Annotated in this window: 21 protein-coding genes; 8 read left to right on the top strand and 13 right to left on the bottom strand. The window is 54.0% G+C overall.

From position 1 onward, the window contains the following. Nucleotides 1-5 precede the first annotated feature (5 nt). Complete coding sequence (locus ABIE02_RS18220; RefSeq protein ID WP_336994559.1) at nucleotides 6-689, bottom strand: hypothetical protein; 684 nt, start codon at nucleotides 687-689, stop codon at nucleotides 6-8. A 187-nt stretch (nucleotides 690-876) separates the two neighbouring features. Here ABIE02_RS18220 and ABIE02_RS18215 point away from each other — a divergent pair, with 187 nt between their 5' ends. Then, nucleotides 877-1,329, top strand: a complete 453-nt coding sequence (locus ABIE02_RS18215) for a GNAT family N-acetyltransferase (protein WP_098946291.1) — start codon at nucleotides 877-879, stop codon at nucleotides 1,327-1,329. A gap of 178 nt (nucleotides 1,330-1,507) precedes the next feature. Here the strand turns inward: ABIE02_RS18215 and ABIE02_RS18210 are convergent, their stop codons facing one another. Then, nucleotides 1,508-1,978, bottom strand: a complete 471-nt coding sequence (locus tag ABIE02_RS18210) for a GNAT family N-acetyltransferase (RefSeq protein WP_032610971.1) — start codon at nucleotides 1,976-1,978, stop codon at nucleotides 1,508-1,510. A gap of 339 nt (nucleotides 1,979-2,317) precedes the next feature. Between ABIE02_RS18210 and ABIE02_RS18205 the strand changes: the two genes are divergently transcribed. Genes ABIE02_RS18205 through dsbG form a run of 3 tightly spaced genes read left to right on the top strand, consistent with a single transcriptional unit; the run spans nucleotide 2,318 to nucleotide 5,527 of the window. Further along, nucleotides 2,318-2,707 (top strand): hypothetical protein, encoded by a 390-nt coding sequence (locus tag ABIE02_RS18205; protein ID WP_032610973.1) that lies wholly within the window; start codon nucleotides 2,318-2,320, stop codon nucleotides 2,705-2,707. Nucleotides 2,708-2,753: 46 nt separating this feature from the next. After that, nucleotides 2,754-4,772, top strand: coding sequence for a protein-disulfide reductase DsbD family protein (locus tag ABIE02_RS18200; protein WP_336994558.1), 2,019 nt, complete (start codon nucleotides 2,754-2,756; stop codon nucleotides 4,770-4,772). Further along, the gene (dsbG, locus tag ABIE02_RS18195) at nucleotides 4,772-5,527 is read left to right on the top strand and encodes a thiol:disulfide interchange protein DsbG (RefSeq protein ID WP_336994557.1); all 756 of its coding nucleotides are present in this window, start codon (nucleotides 4,772-4,774) and stop codon (nucleotides 5,525-5,527) included. The genes ABIE02_RS18200 and dsbG overlap by 1 nt, the downstream gene beginning before the upstream one ends. 104 nt (nucleotides 5,528-5,631) lie before the next feature. Here the strand turns inward: dsbG and ABIE02_RS18190 are convergent, their stop codons facing one another. The 3 genes from ABIE02_RS18190 to ABIE02_RS18180 all read right to left on the bottom strand — a co-directional run bounded on the left by ABIE02_RS18190 (nucleotide 5,632) and on the right by ABIE02_RS18180 (nucleotide 9,333). Continuing rightward, nucleotides 5,632-7,728 (bottom strand): pyrroloquinoline quinone-dependent dehydrogenase, encoded by a 2,097-nt coding sequence (locus ABIE02_RS18190; RefSeq protein WP_032610976.1) that lies wholly within the window; start codon nucleotides 7,726-7,728, stop codon nucleotides 5,632-5,634. A gap of 12 nt (nucleotides 7,729-7,740) precedes the next feature. Then, nucleotides 7,741-8,106: a hypothetical protein gene (locus tag ABIE02_RS18185; protein ID WP_032610977.1), complete on the bottom strand. Its 366-nt coding sequence runs from the start codon at nucleotides 8,104-8,106 to the stop codon at nucleotides 7,741-7,743. A gap of 210 nt (nucleotides 8,107-8,316) precedes the next feature. Next, nucleotides 8,317-9,333 (bottom strand): LysR family transcriptional regulator, encoded by a 1,017-nt coding sequence (locus ABIE02_RS18180; RefSeq protein ID WP_225321511.1) that lies wholly within the window; start codon nucleotides 9,331-9,333, stop codon nucleotides 8,317-8,319. On the opposite strand from ABIE02_RS18180, the gene ABIE02_RS18175 reads away from it, so the two are divergent. Then, a complete protein-coding gene (locus tag ABIE02_RS18175; RefSeq protein WP_059307810.1) occupies nucleotides 9,314-9,967 on the top strand; it encodes an SDR family oxidoreductase in 654 nt (217 codons plus the stop codon). The genes ABIE02_RS18180 and ABIE02_RS18175 overlap by 20 nt on opposite strands. 87 nt (nucleotides 9,968-10,054) lie before the next feature. Here ABIE02_RS18175 and ABIE02_RS18170 read toward each other — a convergent pair whose 3' ends face one another. From ABIE02_RS18170 to ABIE02_RS18155, 4 genes are all read right to left on the bottom strand, one after another. Then, complete coding sequence (locus tag ABIE02_RS18170; RefSeq protein ID WP_230430707.1) at nucleotides 10,055-11,134, bottom strand: NADH:flavin oxidoreductase; 1,080 nt, start codon at nucleotides 11,132-11,134, stop codon at nucleotides 10,055-10,057. Beyond that, a complete protein-coding gene (locus ABIE02_RS18165; protein WP_167347881.1) occupies nucleotides 11,131-12,270 on the bottom strand; it encodes a hypothetical protein in 1,140 nt (379 codons plus the stop codon). Before ABIE02_RS18165 ends, ABIE02_RS18170 begins: the two co-directional genes overlap by 4 nt. A gap of 64 nt (nucleotides 12,271-12,334) precedes the next feature. After that, nucleotides 12,335-12,643 carry an ArsR/SmtB family transcription factor gene (locus ABIE02_RS18160; RefSeq protein WP_059307808.1) on the bottom strand — a complete coding sequence of 103 codons (309 nt, stop codon included), beginning with the start codon at nucleotides 12,641-12,643 and terminating at the stop codon, nucleotides 12,335-12,337. Between the two features lie 568 nt (nucleotides 12,644-13,211). Then, the gene (locus ABIE02_RS18155; RefSeq protein WP_429211401.1) at nucleotides 13,212-13,421 is read right to left on the bottom strand and encodes a hypothetical protein; all 210 of its coding nucleotides are present in this window, start codon (nucleotides 13,419-13,421) and stop codon (nucleotides 13,212-13,214) included. 455 nt (nucleotides 13,422-13,876) lie between these two features. Here ABIE02_RS18155 and ABIE02_RS18150 point away from each other — a divergent pair, with 455 nt between their 5' ends. Both ABIE02_RS18150 and ABIE02_RS18145 read left to right on the top strand, forming a co-directional pair. Then, nucleotides 13,877-14,452: a DUF4142 domain-containing protein gene (locus ABIE02_RS18150; RefSeq protein ID WP_230430708.1), complete on the top strand. Its 576-nt coding sequence runs from the start codon at nucleotides 13,877-13,879 to the stop codon at nucleotides 14,450-14,452. Nucleotides 14,453-14,734: 282 nt separating this feature from the next. Then, on the top strand, nucleotides 14,735-16,561 hold the full coding sequence (locus tag ABIE02_RS18145) for a glycoside hydrolase family 15 protein (RefSeq protein WP_144882792.1): 1,827 nt from the start codon (nucleotides 14,735-14,737) through the stop codon (nucleotides 16,559-16,561). 15 nt (nucleotides 16,562-16,576) lie between these two features. On the opposite strand, the gene ABIE02_RS18140 is transcribed toward ABIE02_RS18145, so the two are convergent. Then, the gene (locus tag ABIE02_RS18140; protein ID WP_336994555.1) at nucleotides 16,577-17,404 is read right to left on the bottom strand and encodes a DMT family transporter; all 828 of its coding nucleotides are present in this window, start codon (nucleotides 17,402-17,404) and stop codon (nucleotides 16,577-16,579) included. A gap of 94 nt (nucleotides 17,405-17,498) precedes the next feature. On the opposite strand from ABIE02_RS18140, the gene ABIE02_RS18135 reads away from it, so the two are divergent. Beyond that, complete coding sequence (locus ABIE02_RS18135) at nucleotides 17,499-18,176, top strand: SOS response-associated peptidase (RefSeq protein WP_230430711.1); 678 nt, start codon at nucleotides 17,499-17,501, stop codon at nucleotides 18,174-18,176. A gap of 435 nt (nucleotides 18,177-18,611) precedes the next feature. Here ABIE02_RS18135 and ABIE02_RS18130 read toward each other — a convergent pair whose 3' ends face one another. The 3 genes from ABIE02_RS18130 to ABIE02_RS18120 form a co-directional block, all read right to left on the bottom strand. Next, complete coding sequence (locus ABIE02_RS18130; protein WP_230430712.1) at nucleotides 18,612-19,874, bottom strand: Y-family DNA polymerase; 1,263 nt, start codon at nucleotides 19,872-19,874, stop codon at nucleotides 18,612-18,614. A gap of 252 nt (nucleotides 19,875-20,126) precedes the next feature. After that, nucleotides 20,127-20,603 carry an SRPBCC family protein gene (locus ABIE02_RS18125; RefSeq protein WP_144838094.1) on the bottom strand — a complete coding sequence of 159 codons (477 nt, stop codon included), beginning with the start codon at nucleotides 20,601-20,603 and terminating at the stop codon, nucleotides 20,127-20,129. A gap of 14 nt (nucleotides 20,604-20,617) precedes the next feature. Then, a complete protein-coding gene (locus tag ABIE02_RS18120) occupies nucleotides 20,618-21,355 on the bottom strand; it encodes a sigma-E factor regulatory protein RseB domain-containing protein (protein ID WP_270735440.1) in 738 nt (245 codons plus the stop codon). Between the last annotated feature and the right edge of the window lie 126 nt (nucleotides 21,356-21,481).

Genomic DNA, 21,481 nt, shown 5'->3' with positions numbered 1-21,481 from the left:
GTGAATTAACGCGCTGGTGGATAACATTTTGTCCAGTTGTAGTTAATTTTCGCTAACGTTAATTCCCCGGCAACATCCCCGAAATCGATATTCTGACGTTTTATAAAAAACTGACGCACTTCTGCCGGTAAAAAATCGGCGTTGTAACGCAGAAGCGTACTGTGCCAGAACGGTGCAGGTAATGGACTATTGGCATGACGCACCAGCAATTCATTTTTCCAGGACGACGCCAGAATCTTCTCGCAGAAGGACTGGCGCATGGCTATCGCCGGTTCATCAGGAATACCCGCCAGCAACAACTGGCTGGGTAAAGCCACTAAGCGAAGGTTTCTGATGACAATCTTTTTCGCCTGATATTCAGCCCAGATCGTGCTTAATTGCTCGACTTTCGCAGGCAATGGCTCGTCAACCCTATACAGTGGCTGCGTCAGGGGCAGGAAGGTGAAATGGAAGCCCTGCGCTGGCAGGGTATCGGCAAGGGGATCATCCCCTGTGAGTTTTTTCAGTTCATCAAGGAGACGTGATACAGGAGCGGATATGGGCGGTTGTAGACCTGTCGCAAGCGCGAATTTTACCGGATCGTAGTAGTTTTCTTTTCTGACGTCCCCGATCCCTGCATTTTCCTCCCACATGGCGAGGGTGTTTGCATTTGTTGAACGATAAACATCTGGCAGACTCATTAATGTCATGACTGACCTTATGGCGTTAACAGGAACACGGGCTATCAATTACATGTCAGTCAGGTATTTTAGGCCATTCGATAACTTTTTCAGTGATAATTTGTTATGGCGGGAATCGCGTCTGATGAGGTATATCCTTTTGTCTGAGCCAGCAGGATACATTATGCTGAGCAAACTCACCTCGCAGGATATGACCATGATAACCGTCGAAATAGCCGATCCCTTCTCTTCAGAATCCCAGCGTTTAATAGAAACGCTGTCAGCGGAACTTGCCGCGATTACCGGTGATAATGGCAAAAGCAATTTCAACGTTGAAGCAATGAATAATGCCAACGCGTTATGGGTATTAGCAAAGAATAGCCATGGCGAAGCCATAGGCTGCGGTGCGATACGCCCCTTGACGCAAAATATCGCCGAGCTTAAAAGAATGTTTTCAGACCGAAGTGTGCCGGGGATTGGTGGAGCATTACTCGCTTTTCTGGAAACCTCTGCAAAAGAGAGGGGATATAGCGAACTCAGACTGGAAACCCGATGCATCAACCATCGGGCGGTAAATTTCTATGAGAAACAGGGTTATCGCCGCATCGAGAATTACGGCCCCTACACAGGCAGGCCAGAAGCCGCCTGTTTTTCAAAAGACTTGCGCTGATTCTCTTCATCGGACCGGCCACCCGCTGATGGCACTCAGCAGACCGACGTCGTTATCTAATCGGTTATGAGCGACAAGCGCAAATTGCATACCCGGATTACAGGCAGCTCAGGATTATCTACAAGGCCCGGAACTGCCGTATACCCGTTGCGAACTTTATTAAGTGGAAAACGCGCGTTCAGAGTTGGATGGACATATCCATGCAGCGTAAATCTGTTTGGGCAAGTCTTGATGGCGAGGTACTTTCTTTGATAAACACAAAGCCGTGCTTTTCATAAAAGGTTTGTGCGTTAGGGGTTGCGGACAGGGTTAACTGTTTCAGTCCTCGTTTCATTGCCTCGTCTTTAATCGTTTCAATAATCAGGCTGGCCAAACCCTTACCAAAATAGTCCGGCAATGTAAAAATCGCCTCTACGCTTGCAGCGGCCAGATCCAGATATCCCGTAGCGACCAATCCGACACCCGGTTTTTCGACAACAAAGAAAGGATTTTCCTTTATCACCTCCCTGTAATGTTCAGGCATAGCGTCAGGCGTCCAGGCCTCAAGCACCCTGGCGCTATAACTGGGTTTACACCCCTCCCGGATAGAAAGATTTCTGATATTCCAGCATTCCTCTGCCTCTTCAGGTACCGCAAGTCTGATCTTCATTTTCTTCTTCCTTTTCGTCTTATTATCTTTCCAGATTTATCACGAAACGGGTTCGTTTCAACCTCTTTGTTTACCCCCCTGCCACAACGCGGCCTTCAAGGGCGGCCACGCTGTCAACGTTCACGACGGACATTGCAGGTTAAGAGAATGAGTGCCACGCCACCCGTTGGGTTTACTGATTTACGTCGAGCAATAATGAGCGGCTTTTTATTCCGCCAGTCTGCGGGTAAAAGAGCGCCTGAGTGAGGAAGGAAACCGACCTGCCGAACCGCTCTGGTTGGCATTACTTTACAAATTGCCGCTTGCCCGGAGCCGGGTCGCTCACTATCCTCATTGCCCATGACTATCCTGACGGGTTCGACTCACCATAAGAACAGGCAACTGAGCGCTTTGGCGCTGCTATTCGTTGCCGGTCTTGTCATGCTGGTTTGTCTGACCCAGCGGGCCAGTATCCTGCATCACATGCAGGTCAAAGCTGCCGCGCTCTCCCTGACGGTTGAAAACAGCACGCAGGAGCAAGCAACGCCGGGGATATCCCCCTGTGAGTTAAGCGCCCACTCGCTTCTGGCTGCCCAGCCTCTCCACTTTGATAACCTTCTGCTTTTCACTGGTCTGTTGGTGCTGGTGCTGGCGGTGCTGCTCAAAATCAGCGTCCTGCCGAGACCGGTGATCCTCTTTCGTCCTCCGCTCCTTCGAATACACCTCAAAAACTGCGTTTTCCGTGAATGACTGAACCGGACGTTCCTGTTTAGTTAATTTTTCACGGAGAAAATATATGAAAGCCTTTTTCAGGAGCCTGTGGTTCCTGTTATTCAGCCTGTCTGCGGCCTCAGCTGCAGTACCGGGCTGGCCGATGAAGCCTGACAATTCCCATGCACAGGTTCATGTCTGGCACGATGCGCCTGCGAACGGGAAAGTTCGCCTGCTGCTTGACGTCACCCCTGATGAAGGGTGGAAAACTTACTGGCGAACCCCCGGTGACGGCGGATTCCGGCCCGCGATCGCCTGGGCGTCGCAGGCAAAAACGCAGTGGCACTGGCCCCGCCCCGTCCGGTTTGATTCCGCCGGTTTCACCTCAGTCGGCTATGACCGACGCGTGGTGTTTCCGCTGGAAGTCACCACCCAGGAACTGCAACGACTGCGCGGGAAACTGACGCTTTCGCTCTGCAGCAATCTCTGCGTGGTCAATACTTTCCCGCTGGATATCAACCTGGCATCCGGTCCGTCAGCCCACTTTGCCGACGCCTGGCAGAACGCGATGCGCGCTGTTCCCCCGGAAAGCGGCACTGTGGCGGTTCAATCCGTTACCGCTGACGATGATACGCTGACCGTGAAACTGACCTCCCCGGAGGGCTGGTCCCGGCCGGATCTTTTTACTGACAACCCTACGGGAGCGACTCTGTCGCCACCGCAGGCGGAGATCCGCGGTGACACGCTGACCGCCCGGTTTAGCGTCAGTGATACGCAGGGAAAACCGCTGGATGCCTTCCGGTTGCAACAGCTTTCTCTGCTGGTCAGCAATGGCGCGCAGAGCCAGCAACTCACGGTCGATATCACCCCGTCCACGGCGCTGTGGCAGATATTGGCCGTGGCGTTAGCGGGTGGTCTTGTTCTTAACCTGATGCCCTGTGTTCTGCCGGTTCTCGGGATCAAACTCGCTTCGCTGATGACACTGGCAGAGAGCACCCGCCGTCAGACGCGGCTGCGTTTTCTGGCAACGGCGGCCGGGATAGTATTCTCGTTTCTGGTGCTTGCGGCGGTGGTTACCGGGCTGCGTCTGTCCGGTGCCTGGATTGGCTGGGGCTTTCAGTTCCAGAACCCCTGGTTCATTGCCGCCATGGTTGTGGTGACGTGGATTTTTTGTTTCAGCCTGGCGGGCCTGCTTGAGATCCGACTGCCTTCCGGCTTGTCCACCCGGCTGGCAACCGCCGGTGGCAACGGCATCGGCGGGAGTTTTCTTGAAGGCGCATTTGCCACCCTGCTTGCCACACCCTGCACGGCACCTTTCCTCGGCACGGCCGTGACGTTCGCGCTTGCGGCACCCGTGCATCAGCTGTGGCTCATCTTTTTAGTCCTGGGTGTCGGGATGAGCCTTCCCTGGCTGGCGATAAGCCTTGTTCCGGGCGTGGCACGCTGGCTGCCGAAGCCCGGCCCCTGGATGGGAAAACTGCGTCTGGTGCTGGTGCTCCTTATGCTGGGTTCCTGTCTCTGGCTGATGTCGCTGCTGGTAAACGCGTGGGGTGCCCGCTATGTGCTGATTGGCGGGGGTTTGATGGTGGCGTTTTTCCTGTACCGCTGCGCGAAAGCCATGCCGGACCATCAGGAAAACCTGCGCAGCCTGGCGTTTGGCGTGCTGTTCGGTGCCGGGTTATATGCTTTCCTGGCTCCCCAGCCCCAGGGGAAGGACGACTCTCCCCTCAACTGGCAGCCGCTCAGTGAAGCGGCATTAAGCGAGGCGCTGGATGCGAAAAAACGCGTACTGGTTGATATTACCGCCGACTGGTGTCTGAACTGCCGGGTTAATGAGGTCCTGGTCCTTCATCGCCCTGAGGTGATTGCCGCCTTAAACCGCGACGACGTTGTGCTATTGCAGGGAAACTGGAGTCAGCCATCTGCTGAAATCGAACAGTTCCTGCGCCGCTACGGTGCCAGCGGCATTCCTTTTAACGCTATATTTGGCCCTTCACTGCCGCAGGGGCATGTTCTGCCCTCTCTTCTGAGCAAAGATGCGCTGCTAACCACACTGACGAAGGCGAATGCCTCCCCGTCGCCTGATTTCACTGAGGAAAAATAATGAAGAAGATACTGTCACTGTTAACGCTGCTGATGAGCGCCACCACGCAGGCGCAGACCGCTGACCTGCCCGAACCGGTTAAACAAATGGAGAAACAGGGCATTGAAATCATTAAGCCATTTAGCGCCCCCGGCGGTGTGGAAGGATGGCTGGGTAAATATCAGGACATGGGCGTAACGCTTTATCTCACCCCGGATAAAAAGCATGTTATCTCAGGCTATATGTATGATGCGCAGGGAAATAACCTCAGCGAGAAGACCATTAATGACGAGATTTATATTCCTGCTGGTCGCGAGATGTGGAAGCAGCTTACCGCTGCGCCGGGAATTACAGAAGGCAGCCCAGAGGCAAAATGTCAGGTGGTTGTCTTTGCCGATCCCTTCTGCCCTTACTGTAATAAGTTCTGGCACCAGGCCCAGCCTTTCATCAAAGATAAAAGCATCAGCACCAAAACCTTGCTGGTTGGCGTGATCCGCCCGGACAGCGCGCAGTATGCGGCGGCAGTCCTCTCCGCGAAGGATCCGGCTAAAGTGTGGTATGACCTTGAGAGTAGCGACGGAAAAATCAAACCGGCGCTGAAAGGCAACACCCCGCCTGACGTCTTTAAGCAGATACAGCACAATCAGCAGCTTATGGAGCAATTAGGTGCCAGCGGTACACCTGCTATTTATTACCTGAATAAAGCGCGCACCCTGCAACAAATCATCGGCTTGCCTGATGCTAATCAAATGGCCGATCTGGTGGCCTGTAAATAAACCGCGTTAACCTATAGCAAAACAGCAGCTGTATCAGCTGCTGTTTTGCACTTTTTACCTGCTCACCGCCTTATCCCGGTAACGCAGGTGCTTTATATCATCGGTTATTCAGGGAGCGCATACACCACAACCTGATCACCCACCTGATCCTTGAGGATAGTGTTCCCCCCTGCGACGAACGCGACATACTGGCGGCCTTTGTATTCATAGACCGACGGATTCGCTACCGCAGGGGCTTCAGCCTGATCGGACCAAAGCTCTTCACCAGTCTCTACGGAATAGGCGCGCACTTTGGCATCCATGGAGGCACCGATAAAGATCACACCGCCCGCCGTCACCGCCGGACCACCAATTGTCGGTGAACCCCAGCTTTCCGGCATAAAGAAGCCGTACTGCTGCGATGCGCCAACCGGACGACGCCACTTCACATCTCCCGTATGCATATCCAGCGCCACGATTTCACCAAACGGCGGCTTCCAGCACGGCATACCCAGCCAGTTATTGGCGACCATCAGGCGCAGGCCGTAAGGCGCACCTTCCTGAGGCGCAAAGCCGCTCTCGTTGCCAGCGCTTTTATCGGCTTTATCGTAATCTTCACGGCTGTAGAGCTTCACGTACTGCACGATATGCGAGGTGTTGACGATAGCGATCTGTTTATTGGGATCAAAGGCTACACCGCCCCACTGCACGCCACCGGCGCTGTCCGGGTAGGTCAGCGCACCCTCGCCTTTGGTGGTCGGCGGCGTGTACATTCCCTCATAGGTCAGGTTATCCCACAGGCGGGAGCACTGCCCGGCACCGACCATATCGGCCAGCTTCCAGATCTCTGGTTTTTTCGACTGATCGAGCAGCGGCGCGGGTTTGGTCGGGAATGGCTGGGTTGGCGAAAGCACTTCCCCCTGTACCGAACCGTCACCCTGCGGTACCGGACGCTCTTCGATAGGCCAGACATCCTCCCCCGTCAGGCGGTTAACCACAAACAGGAAGCCCTGCTTGGTGGCCTGAATCAGGGCCGGGATCTGTTTGCCGTTTACGGTGATATCCATCAGCGTTGGGGCGGAGTTGATATCGTAATCCCACACGTCGTGATGCACCCACTGGCGAGACCAGACCACTTTACCGGTATTGATATCCAGCGCCGTTGTCGAGGTGCCAAGCGGGATCTCCTCTACACGATTGCCGCCCCAGTAGTTCGGAGATGGCGATGAGACCGGCAGATAGACCAGGCCATTCGCCTCGTCGGCAGACATATGCGTCCAGACGTTGGCTGTCCCGGTGCGTTTGCGGATGTCAGCTGGGATCGCTTCGAAAGCCCATTCACGTTCGCCGGTCTGTGCATTGATGGAAAATACGGTGCCCGGAGGCGCTTCAGCATAGGCCCAGTCCTTACCGGCCCAGCCCACCAGCAGATGGTTCCCGACTACCGTTGGCGGCTGAAGAATGGACAGCGGATATTTGGCGTTAAGCGTGTTCCACTGATTGATATCCAGGACGCCCTTGTCCGCAAAGTTGCCACATGGCTTTCCTGAATCGGCATCCAGCGCATAGAGCTTGCCATCAACGGTGCCCATATAAACGATTTTCTGACAGGCTTCTCCGGCCACCGGATTTTTTGCCTGCCAGTAGGAGACGCCACGGTTTTTCAGCACTGGCTGCGTGAGGGCTTTTCGCGAAGATTTCGTGTCATAGTGCCACTTCTCTTTACCCGTTCCCGGATCCAGCGCAATCAGGCGATCGAAAGGCGTGCCGATATAAATCGTCTCGTTAGCAAAAATCGGTGTCGCGGACCAGACGGTTGCCGGGGTGTCGCCTTTACCATCCGAGACATCACCCGTGTGAAACTCCCAGACTTTTTTTAATTTGCCCACGTTCTCGGCGGTGATCTGCTTCAGCGGGCTGTATTTCTGTGCGTTAAGTTGTCCGTGGAAGCTGTCCCAGGTGGCAGCAGAAGGCACCAGCGGCGTCGCCGGCTGGCTGGCAGATGCGACTTTCTGGCCGCTGCTGTTATCGGTTGAGGCTTCATCCGTGGTTTTTGTGGTGCCCGGCGCCTGATGATCGGCCGCATCCACATTGAGTTCTTCCTGCGTCCCCTGAGAGGCCTCCGCGGCTTTATCCTGCGCCTGCAGGGTAAGCGGAGTGACCAGCAATGCCAGTGCCGTCAGGCTGACTTTCATTAATGGGTTGTGTTTATCGTTATGCACGGGTGGGGCTCCTCAGGCTCTGACGCGGGGATTGTGGTGAACGGAATTGCTGCTCAGCATAATCAGACCAATCAGGCCGACCACCATGGCTGCAGTAATGATGTACTGGTGCAGCAGCGCGGCTGCAAAACCAATACCCGCCAGTGCCACAAGGGTGACAATAATTAAGAAGATGCGCGCGCCACGGCCAGATGCGGCACGTAGCATAAAGGTCAGTATCGCCAGTACCGCGCAGGCAATGGCAACGCCCAACGCACCAATGGTACCCGTGACACCCGTAAGCGGCGTCAGCCAGGCGTATAACGCTACCGCGAAGCCAATCACGGCAGCAAGCAGCAGCAATAGCGTGCCAGCCCGTGAGGGATGAGAATGCAACATACCAGGAAGTCCCCTATCAAAAAAAGAAAGATGAAAAAGCCATCAGGATGGCGTTTATGCGCGTCCAGCAAGCGCGGACAGATAGCCAGCCTGAGACAATTCACAGCTGCAACATGCATTAAACGTAAGAAAGTATAGAAGATATTTTTTGGCTGGGTCGTTGAGTCGTCTTTCTCCTCAAAAAGAGAGGCATTGCATGGCAATGGGCAGTTACTGCTTCCGTATATGGTTGATAATATGATCCAGAAAAACGCGCGTTTTGGCCGGGATTAATCTACCTGGAGGCATAAGGGCATAAACTCCCCCTTTCTGATTCCCCTGCCAGTCAGGAAGGACATGCTGTAGTTTCCCATCACGCAGTTCCGCAGCCGCCAGCCATTCCGGCACAAGGGCGATACCTATTCCATCCAGCGCCGCCTGTAACAGCGCTTCTGAATTATCCGACTGTAGGGGGCCATCCGGCCTGACGGTGACGTTTGCTGATCCGTTCGTCAGCACCCAGTGAGGCTTAGCGGCGCTGCTGATAAACTTCAGACAGCTGTGAGAACTCAGATCCTGTGGCCGTAAGGGAGCGGTTTTTTGCCTGAGATATTCCGGCGAGGCAACCAGTTGATAACCAAATTTGATAATCGTACGGGATATCAGCGCGCTGTCGGTCAGCGTGCCTACCCGGACGGCCATATCAATATTCTCAGCGACCAGGTCTGTCATGCGATCGGTAAACCGGACATCCAGCCTTATACCCGGACAGGCGGAGATAAAATCCCGGATAGCCGGTACGATCCAGCGACGCCCGTATGTCACCGGTAAAGAGATCCTCAGTAGCCCTTTGGGTGCCGCCGCAAACTCGCTGACTTCCAGACGCGCGCTGCGCATTTCATCAAGCAGCCTACGGACACGGCCGTAGAACAGTTCACCGGCTTCTGTCAGCGTAACGTGGCGGGTAGAACGCGCGAGCAGCCGGATGCCCAGCTGCGTTTCCAACTGCTGAATGCGGCGGGAAATAACGGTGGCGTCTCGCCCCAGGACACGCGAAGCGCCTGAGAAACCATTGTTTTCCACAACGGCTACGAAAGCCGTCAGTTCTTCAGTTTTCAGTCCTTCACTGTATTCCTGCGTTTTTTGCATGACTAATATTCTTCTAGTGGTGATTATCATAAATTTTGCAGATGATATCGTACCCGGACTGACAAAACAGGAGCAGATTATGAAAACTTTCCTCAGCATTGGTATCGGTCCGGGTATTGGCTTTGCAACCGCAGAGCGCTTTGCCCGTGAAGGTTTCCGCGTTGTACTGGCAGCCCGCAATGAAGCACGCGTCAACGAACTGGTTAAACGCCTGACTGATAAAGGCTATGAAGCTGTTGGCCGTACGGTTGATGCGGCTAACCCTGAAGCAGTGACCGCACTGGTCCGTGGCACCGAAGCTGATTTTGACGGTCTGGATGTGCTGCATTACAACGCTGCCCGTCTGCATCAGGCCACTCTGCAGCAGCAGGCCGCAGACACCTTCAACATGGATCTTGCCGTAAATATCGGCGGCGCAATGACGGCGTCACAGGCCGCACTGAATGTAATGGCAGCGCGCACGACCGGTACCATTCTGATCACTGGCGGTGGCTGGGGAATCTACCCAAACCCTGACTTCATTTCAGTCAGCGTCGGTAAAGCCGGTACCCGTGCACTGGCACTGGGTCTCTTTGAACCGGCCCGTGCTGTCGGTGTACACGTGGGAACAGTTACCGTTGCCACACTGGTTCAGCCAGAATCGGCTGAAGCTGCCGGCATTGCGCAGGCATTCTGGGAGCTGTACGCGCAGCCTGTCAGCGACTGGACCGCAGAAAGCGTGTTTCAGGGCTGATAAAAAAGGCCGTTCAGTTCCGGCCTCGGGTAATGTGTAACGCGTTTCAAAACAGCAGCAGCCCCAACTGCTGCTGTTTTATTCTTTTTACCCACTCACAAAACTATCCCAGTGGCGCATGTAATTTATAAAATCATTACTGAGTCCATTTTGCCTGAGATACGCTTCGGTAACCGGAAGGGATGGCGAAGTATGATGGGGGTCGTTTTTGACCTTTTCGGGAAAATCTGTTTCCAGGATAGCGGCCCGTCCAATCATAACGAAATCAAGCCCTGCCTCCAGAACCCCTCTGGCATCATTCGCGCTCATCAGCTTTCCCGATGCGCCCAGCTTCACCCTGCCGCGGGGCAGGCCTGCAAATACATCTATCGCCCGTTTTCCGGCATAAGCGCCGCTCTCCAGGGTTAATCTCACATCCCATGGCGCAAGGTCGAGATAATCAATCAGCTCTTCTGCCAGACACTTTCTGGCGACGAAGAGGATATCTTCAAAGTCCATCCCATAACGTTCGAACGACAGTCTGAGTCCGATCTGAAAATCCTGGCCGCATTCCCTGCGGATGCCCTCGATGATCTCAAAAATAAGCCGGGCCCGGTTTTCACGGCTCCCGCCGTATTCATCCGTGCGTGGATTAAGGGTGAAAGAGAGAAACTGACTCAGAATCCAGCCAAACGCGCCGTGAACTTCCGCTCCGTCGAACCCTGCTTTTTTGGCCCGGCATGCTGCAGCGATAAAATCATCACGCAGCTGATGTACCTCTGCCCGGGTAAGGCCGCGGGCGTTATAAGTGAAGTTATCCGAAGGGCCAACGCTTCTTCCTCCCTTAAGGTTAAACCCCGCCCGGAAACCACCGTGATGCAGCTGAATGGAGGAGACGGCACCTTGCTTACGGATAATATCAGCCATCCGGCGAAGACCCGGCAACTGATCGTCATTCCAGATCCCCAGCTGGTTTTTGAACGTTTTCCCGTTTTCCTGAACATTGGCTGCACATGCCATAATCATGCTATAGCCGCCGCGTGCAACACGTTCTATCCAGTCAAAATCCGCCTGTGATGCAGTGCCGTCAACTTCACTTTGCTGGTTGGTTAACGGAGCGAGGAGCAGTCGGTTTTTAAGCTCTGGTCCCCGCATTAATGAAAGGGTGTGGAATAATGGATCATTCACGATTGCATCTCCTGTGGATGCGAGAATTTAACTCTTTCAAGGAGAGGCGCGAAGTACTCAATTCCTTCAGGCACCTCTTCGCTACCATTGGGATCAAGCAGCCATTCAATCATGCGATGCGGCCACTGCAGGCTTTCCGCCATTGCGGTAGATGTGATAGCAGTGATGATTTCGCTTTCCCGGCCTTCATTAATTTTGTCGGCAAACTCAGGTTCGATAAGGCATGCCCGTGCCAGGGAAACCATATCAGCATGTTCCAGTTCTTTCTGGGTGTCGGACGCTGAGAACGTGTGTGGCACGGTGATGAAAACCGTGCGCCCATTAATAGTGTTGTATATCGCTTCATTGAAGCTGTTATCACAGGCCTGAATGTAATCCAGCTCCTTACCCGCAAGCGCATCAATCAGCTGTAACGTCTCCTCGATGCCGTAGCCGTCACCATTCGCATGCCGTTTCTCTTCGGTAAGCCGGTATCCAACGATATAGTTATCACCCCAGCAGTCACGGGCAACTTTCTGCACTTCATCCACTATTGCCAGGGCAAAGTTCATCCGCTTCTTCAGTGTTCCGCCGAAAAAATCAGTCCGTTTGTTCGAATAAGGAGAGAAAAACTGCTGAATAAGGTGGCTGTAAGCACCGTGAATCTCCACGCCATCAAAGCCCGCAAGGTATGCTCGCCTGGTCGCATCACCGAACATGCGCACCACGTCCCAGACTTCATCTTCGGTAAGCTCAGTGATTTCATAAGGGATCTCACCGAATTTAACATTGCTCGGCCCGAATACCCTGCCGTGCTTTTCCAGCGACACAACCGAACGCAAACCCGAGTGATAGATTTGCACCAGGGCTTTATTACCGTGCCGCTTCATCCGCTCGGCAAGTTGACGCATCCCCGGTATAAAACTGTCGTCATAGATGGACATCTGAAACGAAAATTTTTCACCGTACTTGCTCACTGCTGTCGCCCCCGTCACCAGAATGGAGGCGGCTTTAGAACGATGGCCAAAGAACGCCAGATCCTCATCAACAATGTGTCCTTCCCAGGATGCCGCTTTTGATGTCATGGGGGCCATCATCACACGATTAGGGATCTCAATGCCGTGCCGGAAGGCCAGAGGGGAGTTAAGTTTACGCATAATCATAATTGCCTTGCTAAATTAAACATCTACATATCGCGAATTATCAATATGTTTGGGTAAATTAAAGATCGTGGGAAATGTATCGGGCAAACTGTTTGATAACCGCCTCATTTCTACGGTAGTACGTCCATTTGCCAATACGGGTAGCGATTACCAGATCGGCTTTTTGCAACGTATTGAGATAAATCGACGCGGTTGACTGAGTCATATCCAGTTTTTTGGTTATCTGACTTACACATACACCTGTTGTTACCAGATCCACATCGGCCTGGGTGACAGGTGTGAAGTGCTCAAGTGGATGCTTGAGCCAGCCAAGGATCTGCCGTCGGGCATCGTTGGATATAGCTTTAAGTATCGCAGATACATTCATAGGTACATCTCGTGAGAATTTTGCAGTGACTTTACGGTATCAACATATTTAAATATGTCAATATGTGGGTGTCAGCCATTTTCTGACAAAAGTGAATATTGGCAATGTCCGCTGTCGGTTCAACGCGGATAGACTCATAAAGCGCAAGCGCTACTCTGAGCAAAGAACGGACATTTCTCGCAAAATGACGTTGAGCAGGCGCAGGACGCTGCTGCGACAGTTATCTGCTGGCGTTATTGATGATGTTTTCATCGGCAGCGTGAGGCGGACGTCTCATTCAGGCCAGAGGGCAGCTGATCATTCATGCCATGGGCGGACGACCACCCATGATAGACATGGCGCGCCAGTATCAAATTACCCCTGATGCTGTGCCGCGGGTCTGCAGTTAATAGAATTTTTGTTCATGAAAGTTAATTTCTGATGTGTAATAACTTTCTGGCGGAGAGTACGTAAGCCCAAAGGGACAATGTTTAAACTGGCACGGTAATTCACGATCGCATCTCTGGCTCCCATCACGGCGATTTCCAGGGCACTCATTTTTCATCCGAAAACCTAACCAACGTATTGATTAATAAAGCATTGCCTGTGCTATCCAGACGCGTTGTCGGCGATGATTAATCAGCATGCCTGTTTCAGTCATCGTGACGACTTCCCCTGGCCGCACGTAATAACCCCCCTTGAACCACAGGATATAATTCAGCCCATAGGGTGTTTCTACTTTGCCAAAAATCGTCCCCGAGTCAGGGCTGGCAACAATTTCGACTATTTTCCACTCCATAAACCCCTCTTTCATTGCTGTTGTGTTGTTATGCCGGCATTCCATACGGCACATATACGTGTTTTGTAATTTTTCGGTGTAAAATAAGTTTAGGCATAAAAGAGGTTAAACTCAAACAACCTTACAAAGAAAATGGGAATCTTTACAATTCCCATTTACGTCATGCAAAAACCCGTCGCAGAGCGGGATAGCGAGATGTTTTAGGGAGGCGTATAGGGCAAGGCAATTGCAAGGCGTCAGGCACGCCGTACGTAGATATCTTCAGGCGTTCAAAATCCACTCGCCCCTTCTTACTTCCGCCATTTTCTGCCGCCCTTCCTTTAGGACAATAGCTTAATCTGCTGTCGTAACCTGTCGTTCCACTATACTGACCAGTGCAGTTGTAATTTAGTCAGAAGGATATGCACGGTTAATGACCTGGCACCAACCCTACCCATGACCATCAGGAGAACAACATGCAAAAGCGTAACAACTTGAAAGTCGTGCTGATTGCATCAGCAGTCGCAGCGATGTTCAGCACTGCCGCTGTGCAAGCCCAGAGCACCAGCGCCGCGCAGAGTGATACGTCAGCCCAGACCAGTTCGACCGGATCGATGGCGAAGCTCAGCTCCGGCGACGAAAAAGCGTTAAAGGACATGGCCCAGGCTAATATCAATGAAATTGCCGCTGCCAAAATCGCGCTGAACAAGGCCGAAAGCAGTGAAGTCAAAGCCTTTGCGCAAAAGATGGTCGATGACCATGGTGATGCCCTGACCAAAGTCCAGACGGTCGCCAAACAGAAGGACGTGACACTGCCGACTGAGCCAGACGCTCAACACAAGGCCATGGCCGACAAGCTGGAAAAAGAGAGCGGCGCCGCATTCGACAAAATGTATATGGAAAACGCCGGTACCAAAGATCACAAGATGGTCCTGTCTAAACTGCAAAGTGATGCCAAAAACATCAAAGATCCTGATGTGAAGGCTCTGGCCGACGCGCATACCCCGGTCGTTGAGCAGCACCTGAAGTCTGCTGAGCAGATGAAGATGTAAACAGGTTGTTTGTGGGTCGCAAGCCTCTGTGACCCGCACCAACGGCAGGCAGCATGGCGCGAATAGTGCGAAGGATCGCTTCTGGCATAGTACAGCCAGGCCCAGGGTATATGCTGTCTTCCTCACTCTCTCCCCTGCCAGCCCCCCCGCCTGTTAGCGGGATGAATTCTCAAATACGCCTCCTGAAAGCGCGATATCCGTCACGTTATGCCAGGCTTTATGTGCACGACCACAACGTGATGTTAACGCGGCCTGCTGCGCCAGACTAAAGGGAGGACTCATTTGAAAAATGCTAAATACACGATGCCTTTACGCGAGGAAGGGTTCATTGGTCTGGGAGATTATGCGGCGATCGGTGAGGGCCGTTCCGTTGCACTCATTGCCCCGGATGGTTCCATCGACTGGTGGAGCGCGCCCAATCTCGACTCCCCGCCCCTATTTGATCGGCTGCTAGATCCGAAGATCGGTGGTTTTTTCAGCCTGACACCCGCCGTCGACTATACCGTCTCGCGCGCCTACCGCGAGGACAGCAACATACTGGAAACCCGCTTTGAGACAGATGACGGCACGGTACTGTTAACCGAATCGATTAACAGCACCCTGGCGGGACGCCTGCCCTGGAGTGAACTGGCGCGACGGCTGGAAGGCGTTCGCGGCACCGTGCCTTTCCGGCTCCATTTGCGGTTCGGCACCATGATTGAAACCCGCTCGCCCTGGCGGTCAGACACCTTCAAGGGCAGCGTTTATCATATCGGCGATCTGATGGCGATGCTGCACACCAGCGAAAACGTTGTTATCACTCGTGCCGATGATGAGGAGATCGAAGCGGAGATCACCCTAAAGAAGGGTAGCCGGGAAGTGGTGGCGCTGCTCGTGACCCAGAGCGAACCCCTGGCCGTACCGGACATTGAAACGATTGATAACCGCATTGAAACCAGCCACACCGCCTGGCAAGGCTGGGTGAAGGGGCTCAAATATGATGGCCTCTATAAAGATCACGTGATTCGTTCCGCGCTGGCGCTGAAGTTCCTCTGGTATTCGCCAACCGGCGCGCTGGCGGCGGCGGCCACCACCTCTCTTCCGGAAGGGATCGGCGGCAAGAAAAACTACGACTATCGCTTTGCCTGGGTGAGAGATGCCTGCCTGATTATCAAAGCCTTTACCTTTTTGGGCACCCTCGAAGAGTGTAAAGCGGCGTTTTCCTGGCTGTCGAAAACCATTATTAAACATGGCCCGGATATGCAGGCCTGCTACACCCTCGAAGGCGAACTGGTCCCGGAGGAGCAGTATGCGGAACTCCAGGGCTACCGGGATTCACAGCCGGTACGCATCGGCAATAACGCCCGTAACCAGCGCCAGTTGAGCATGTATGCCGATATGCTTGGCGTGGCAAAACTCTTTGTCGAAGCGGGTCATATTCTGGATACGGGCACTTCGCGCTTCCTTGGGCACCTTGCCAATCAGTGTGCAGACCGCTGGCGCATGAAAGACTCGGGGATCTGGGAATTGCCGGAAGAACAACATTACACGCATTCCAAAATGTCCTGCTGGCTGGCACTGGACTGCGCGGTAGTGTTGGCGGACGCCAGTCATATCGAACCGACCTGGAAGGCACGCTGGGCGCGCGAGCGGGACCGGATCCGCGACTGGGTTGAAGAGCACTGCTGGTCGGAAACCCATCAGTCCTACTGTTTTTATGAGGGAGATGGTGGTCAGCTGGACGCCTCGCTGGCCCTGGTTTCTCGTTACGGTATGAAAGTGGATCCGAAACGCATGAAGCTGACCTATCAGGCTATCCACCGCGAGCTGGGCCATAACAGCGCGATGGTCTACCGATACAGCGGCGTTGAGCAGGAGGAGAGCACCTTCATCGCCTGTTCATTCTGGCTGGCAGAAGCCTGGGCCTCGATGGGCGAGCCGGAGAGGGCCGCAGAGAGCATGGATGAAATTCTGAAGACCCTGTGCCACCGCGGCAATGTTGAAACCTTCAATGAAATGTTTGATACCCGAACCGGCGAGTGGGTCGGCAACATGCCCCAGGGCCTGAGCCATCTCGCGCTGATTTGTGCGGCGCAGGCCATCAGCGAGCATCAACGGAAAGGAAAATAACGTCACCGGTTCGACTCAGGCGCGGCCCGCCCGGATAACCATCGTTATGCCGAGCAGCACGGCACACATCGACAGCAGCATGCGCAGGCTGAGTGTTTCGCCAAGCAGCACCACGCCTCCCAGGGTGGCAAGGCAAGGCACACTCAGTTGCACCGTGCTTGCTGTCATGGCTTTCATCCTCGGCAGCAAGGTGTACCACAGGGCATAAGCCGCGCCTGAGGCCACCGCCCCCGACAGGCTCGCTAATAACATCCCCTGCGCACTGGCAAATCTTTCCGCAGCGGGCAAAAACGAGAGGATCAGGGTGAAGGGAACGGCCAGAATAAAATTACCCGTCGTCGCGGGTATAGCCTCCGGCATGCTTTTCCCTTTCACCGAGTAGTAGGCCCAGGCCAGCCCGGAGCCAATCATCATCAACGCGCTGGTCGGTTCCGGGGCATGCGCGCCCGGTAGCAGTAGCAGCACCGTTCCTGCCACCGCCAGCAGCAGTCCCACCCCCTTCAGCACACCGATTTTTTCTCCCTGTCGCCAGCCATAGATGACCATGGCCGTCTGAACCGTTCCGAACAGTAACAGCGCCCCCGTTCCGGTATCGATCTGCAGATAGGACCAGGACATCGCCAGCACATAGAGCGCCAGCGCCAGGCCGCTCCGCCAGTCATAGTGTATTTTTGAGGCAGGCTTTTTTCTGAGGCTCATCAGCATAACCAGGAACAGCGCGCCGCTGATGATCCGTACATCGCTGAAGGTCGCCGGATCGATATGTTTGCCGGTCAGCGCCACTCTGCACAGGACAGAGTTGGCGGCGAACGCCAGCATGGTGAGTATTATTTTTCCTGTCATACCTGCCCTCACGAATCAAGCCCGGCCGAAGGCACGCCCTTCTCCTTCCGCTATGCCTCGTATCCTATACTTAAGTAAACACCTGGAGGTAACTATGTGTGGACGTTTTGCCCAGGCCCAGACCCGGCAAGAGTACCTTGCCTTTCTCGCCGATGAAGCGGATTGCGATATTCCCTACGACCCGGAACCGATCGGGCGCTATAACGTCGCCCCCGGCACCAAAGTGTTGTTGCTCAGCGAGCGCGACGATCTGTTGCATCTCGACCCGGTATTCTGGGGCTACGCCCCGGGCTGGTGGGATAAGCCGCCGCTGATCAATGCCCGTCAGGAGACCGCCGCCACCAGCCGGATGTTCAAACCGCTGTGGCATCATGGTCGGGCGATTGTCTTTGCCGACGGCTGGTTCGAGTGGAAAAAGGAAGGGGATAAAAAGCAGCCTTACTTTATCTATCGCGCAGACGGACAACCCATTTTTATGGCCGCTATTGGCAGCACGCCATTTGAGCGTGGCGATGAAGCTGAGGGGTTCCTGATTGTGACCGCTGCGGCGGATAAAGGTCTGGTGGATATTCAAGATCGGTGCCCGCTGGTGTTAACGCCACAGGCGGCACGGGAATGGCTGCGCGAGACGGTAAGTGGACAAGAAGCGGAAGCGATCGCGCAGACGGGTGCTGTACCCGCAGACCAGTTTCACTGGCATGCCGTTACCCGGGCGGTGGGCAATGTGAAAAATCAACGTGCAGAACTTATCAGTAAAGTCAGCGAGACGTAAAAATAAAAGCAAGGGTACTGACCGCTATTATTTTCTGGCATTTGCTAATACCTAATAAATATAAAAGCGGAAGTAAGCGAAGCGGCAAAATAAACAAGGAGGCCAAAAGCAGGCCCCCTTTACACTTATACAACCTGTTTTAACCAGCGTCTCCTTTTCGGGAGTGGCACGCATGAGTGGGTAGTGAGTCGGGTTCCGCAAACGGAACAAACAGCACCATGAGGGTGGGTTTGCGTTGGGCTGAACGTGGTAAAACGAAATCGTTTACTTGTGCAAACCGGGCACTCAAATTTTAGGTTGGGAATAGCCCCTCCGGGCAGGTGAGTAGAAACACCACCATACAGGAATAAGTCATCAAACGGGGATATATCGTTTAAAAACTTACTTTTCGCCTGTATTATTTTTTTATCTCCAGACTATTTTCGGGATAAAGATTTATCTTACCCGCAGTAAATCAGAAAAGCGCGTTGTATAGCGCGGCGATAGCATCTCTCTTTTCATTTGCCATTGCTGTGCAATGCCCTGCCCCGCAAACCAGAGCGTTCCGCGCCCTTTTTTATTAAGGTCGTCGATGACGGCCATTAATTCTGCGCTGTTACGCCGGGGAGGGTTTTCATCAAACAAATTGAGCTGCGCGACGCCGGAGCTAAAAAAATCCCCCAGCATCACCCCGGCTTTTTGATAACGTAGCCCTTCTCTCCAGATGGCGTCCAGACAGCGTGTCGCCGCGTTAATAATATCCCGGCTGTCTTCGGTGGGCGTCAGCAATTTAACGGAAGCGCTATTGCCATAGTAAGGCTCGTTCAGCGCGAAGGGCGAGGTCTTCACAAAGACGGAGATAAATCGACAATACTGGTGCTCGGCGCGCATTTTCTCCGCCGCGCGGGCGGCATAGCTGCAGATGGCCTGGCGCATCGCCTCGTAGTCACTGACCCGCTCACCGAACGAGCGGGAGCAAATTATCTCCTGCTTGTGCGCGGGAAACTCTTCAAACCCGAGGCAGGATTCGCCGCGCAGCTCCCGGACGGTGCGCTCCAGCACCACGCTGAAATGTTTGCGGATAACGGCAATGTGGGTATCTGCCAGATCCAGCACGGTGTTAATTCCCATGGCATTGAGCTTTTTACTTATCCGCCGCCCAACGCCCCACACCTCTTCCACAGGCAGTGCTGCCATCAGTTTACGCTGCCGCTCGACGCTGGATAAATCGAGCACGCCGCCGGTCTGCCGCTGCCATTTTTTTGCCGCGAAATTCGCTAATTTGGCGAGGGTTTTAGTAGGGGCAATGCCGACCCCGACGGTCAGGTGCGTACGTTGCAGCAGCGTCTGGCGGATTTCACGGCCAAAAGCTTCAAGGTTAAGACAATTGCTGACCCCGGTGAGATCGCAAAAGGCCTCATCAATAGAGTAGATCTCGACCCGCGGGGTTAGCTCCTCCAGGGTGGTCATTACCCGGTGACTCATATCGGCGTAGAGTTCGTAGTTACTGCTGAAGGTCACAATACCGTGGCGGCGAAAAATATCTTTCTGCTTGAAATAAGGTGCCCCCATGGTCACCAGCCCTTTCGCTTCGGCGCTGCGGGCAATGACACAGCCATCGTTATTCGACAGCACCACTACCGGGCGCCCCTTCAGGTCCGGGCGAAACACAGTTTCGCAGGAAGCATAAAAACTATTCACGTCTACAAGCGCAAACATGGTTATTTACGCCCTTTAGCAGGCGCGGTGAAGCGCATGGGGATGAACGGCATAGTATCAAATCCATTTAACTGTATATATATACAGTATCAATGAATTCAGAGAGAAATCAAGGGGCCGCTGGGAACATGCGCCGGGCAGCCACCTGACCGCAACATTGCGCCAAAGGCGAGCGCCCGACAGTTTGCCGTCACTGACCGTCTTTACCGCACAGCCGCCAGGGTTGATTTTGAAAGCCATCGCCCCAGGGCTTTACCCTACATACACCTCGACACGCCTGCCTAATCGCCGGGCTAACCCTTTTGCGCCGTCGCGCATCACCCTGTGGTGGTTCCAGCGAAAAACGGGGCCTGCCAGCGGCGCAAGGAGGTTCATCCAGCGGGTATTGGTGCGGATATCCCAGTCATACCGGACGAGCGTCTCCCGACCATGAGCAGACAAAGACCACACGCCCCGCCCTTCCACCTCGCCGCTGGCTTCTCCTTCCAGCAGGCATAAAGGCTGAATTGTTAACACATGAATATCAAAGGTGATGTGATACGGGAGTGCGCCCTTCCAGGTATAACGATGCAGGGCGCCAATCCCCCGCCCATCCCCTTTTCTTAACTCGATAATCTGCACCAGGCTTCCCCACCATTCGGGCCACAAATCAGGATGAGAGAGGATCTCCCAGACTTCCTGGACAGACGCTTCAACCCGCCAGACGGTGGAAAATTGATAGTCAGCCATAGCGCTCGTCTCCGTCAGGGTGCGAAAAAATCAGGCGGGAAACGCACGTTGACAGACATGGCCTCCATCATCACGGTTTCCAGTAATTTGCCATCCAGCCCGTAGCTAACCACTTTAGTGGGCAAGCCGGATTGCTTATCGAACCAAACCTCATAGCGATGCACCGCATCGACGGTCTTGCCTTCTGCGCCAACCACCGACAGATGCACCGCCGGTTTCCCGGCGATCATCTCTTCACCCGGAAGCCGGGTTGCGCCCCCCTGTTGCAGACGACGAATGTTATTCAGCAACACGCCAATGTCGGATTGATCCACCCGGTGACCATTTTCATCCGTTATCAGTGAATCCGTGGGCGACAGTTTCAGCACCGGAAATGTCCCCGCGCCGAAGGGCCACAGCGTTACTTTGCCATTCGAAGGGTTATAGATGAGCACAGCCCCGGCATGGGGCGTGGAAAAATCCATCCGTACATAACCCGGTTTACGGTAGCTATAGCGAATGACTTTGGTTTCATCCTGCGAAGAGACGGAACGCACCATCACCTGATAAGACGCGATCCGGGCAAAACGTTGCAGGGCGTTCGCAAGGGGATCGGAGGGGGTGGAACTTTGCAAAAAAGCGGCGGCCACAGCGATCTTGTCCGCGGCATGCGCAGGTTCGTGAAAGCTTAAGAGCAGTAATGTTGCCAGCATTACCGCCACAGAGAGGAAGCCGCTGATGATGGTCTCCTGCAATAACATGGCCGGGAACATGATCAGTATGTCGGATAACCGTTAAACCTGCTGGATTGGCCATTGCAATGGCTTGCCTGCCCTCATCCGGGCATCGGTGGATGAGGGCTCCAGTATTAGCCATCTGCGGTCAGCGAGCGCCGGTGT

This window comes from Leclercia sp. 1548, assembly GCF_050435045.1.
GTDB lineage: Bacteria > Pseudomonadota > Gammaproteobacteria > Enterobacterales > Enterobacteriaceae > Enterobacter > Enterobacter adecarboxylatus.
The sequence above is the reverse complement of the archived record's forward strand: the minus strand, read 5'-3'. Positions and strand labels throughout refer to the sequence as shown.

Bases quoted from the DNA above. Each gene is read 5' to 3' on its own strand.
- ABIE02_RS18215 (WP_098946291.1), top strand. From the start codon at position 877: ATGATAACCGTCGAAATAGCCGATCCCTTCTCTTCAGAATCCCAGCGT.
- ABIE02_RS18150 (WP_230430708.1), top strand. From the start codon at position 13,877: ATGCAAAAGCGTAACAACTTGAAAGTCGTGCTGATTGCATCAGCAGTC.
- ABIE02_RS18180 (WP_225321511.1), bottom strand. From the start codon at position 9,333: ATGCTGAGGAAAGTTTTCATAATCTGCTCCTGTTTTGTCAGTCCGGGT.
- ABIE02_RS18120 (WP_270735440.1), bottom strand. From the start codon at position 21,355: ATGTTCCCGGCCATGTTATTGCAGGAGACCATCATCAGCGGCTTCCTC.
- ABIE02_RS18135 (WP_230430711.1), top strand. From the start codon at position 17,499: ATGTGTGGACGTTTTGCCCAGGCCCAGACCCGGCAAGAGTACCTTGCC.
- dsbG (WP_336994557.1), top strand. From the start codon at position 4,772: ATGAAGAAGATACTGTCACTGTTAACGCTGCTGATGAGCGCCACCACG.
- ABIE02_RS18220 (WP_336994559.1), bottom strand. From the start codon at position 689: ATGACATTAATGAGTCTGCCAGATGTTTATCGTTCAACAAATGCAAAC.
- ABIE02_RS18200 (WP_336994558.1), top strand. From the start codon at position 2,754: ATGAAAGCCTTTTTCAGGAGCCTGTGGTTCCTGTTATTCAGCCTGTCT.
- ABIE02_RS18210 (WP_032610971.1), bottom strand. From the start codon at position 1,978: ATGAAGATCAGACTTGCGGTACCTGAAGAGGCAGAGGAATGCTGGAAT.
- ABIE02_RS18125 (WP_144838094.1), bottom strand. From the start codon at position 20,603: ATGGCTGACTATCAATTTTCCACCGTCTGGCGGGTTGAAGCGTCTGTC.
- ABIE02_RS18175 (WP_059307810.1), top strand. From the start codon at position 9,314: ATGAAAACTTTCCTCAGCATTGGTATCGGTCCGGGTATTGGCTTTGCA.
- ABIE02_RS18205 (WP_032610973.1), top strand. From the start codon at position 2,318: ATGACTATCCTGACGGGTTCGACTCACCATAAGAACAGGCAACTGAGC.
- ABIE02_RS18165 (WP_167347881.1), bottom strand. From the start codon at position 12,270: ATGCGTAAACTTAACTCCCCTCTGGCCTTCCGGCACGGCATTGAGATC.
- ABIE02_RS18185 (WP_032610977.1), bottom strand. From the start codon at position 8,106: ATGTTGCATTCTCATCCCTCACGGGCTGGCACGCTATTGCTGCTGCTT.
- ABIE02_RS18160 (WP_059307808.1), bottom strand. From the start codon at position 12,643: ATGAATGTATCTGCGATACTTAAAGCTATATCCAACGATGCCCGACGG.
- ABIE02_RS18130 (WP_230430712.1), bottom strand. From the start codon at position 19,874: ATGTTTGCGCTTGTAGACGTGAATAGTTTTTATGCTTCCTGCGAAACT.
- ABIE02_RS18155 (WP_429211401.1), bottom strand. From the start codon at position 13,421: ATGGAGTGGAAAATAGTCGAAATTGTTGCCAGCCCTGACTCGGGGACG.
- ABIE02_RS18140 (WP_336994555.1), bottom strand. From the start codon at position 17,404: ATGACAGGAAAAATAATACTCACCATGCTGGCGTTCGCCGCCAACTCT.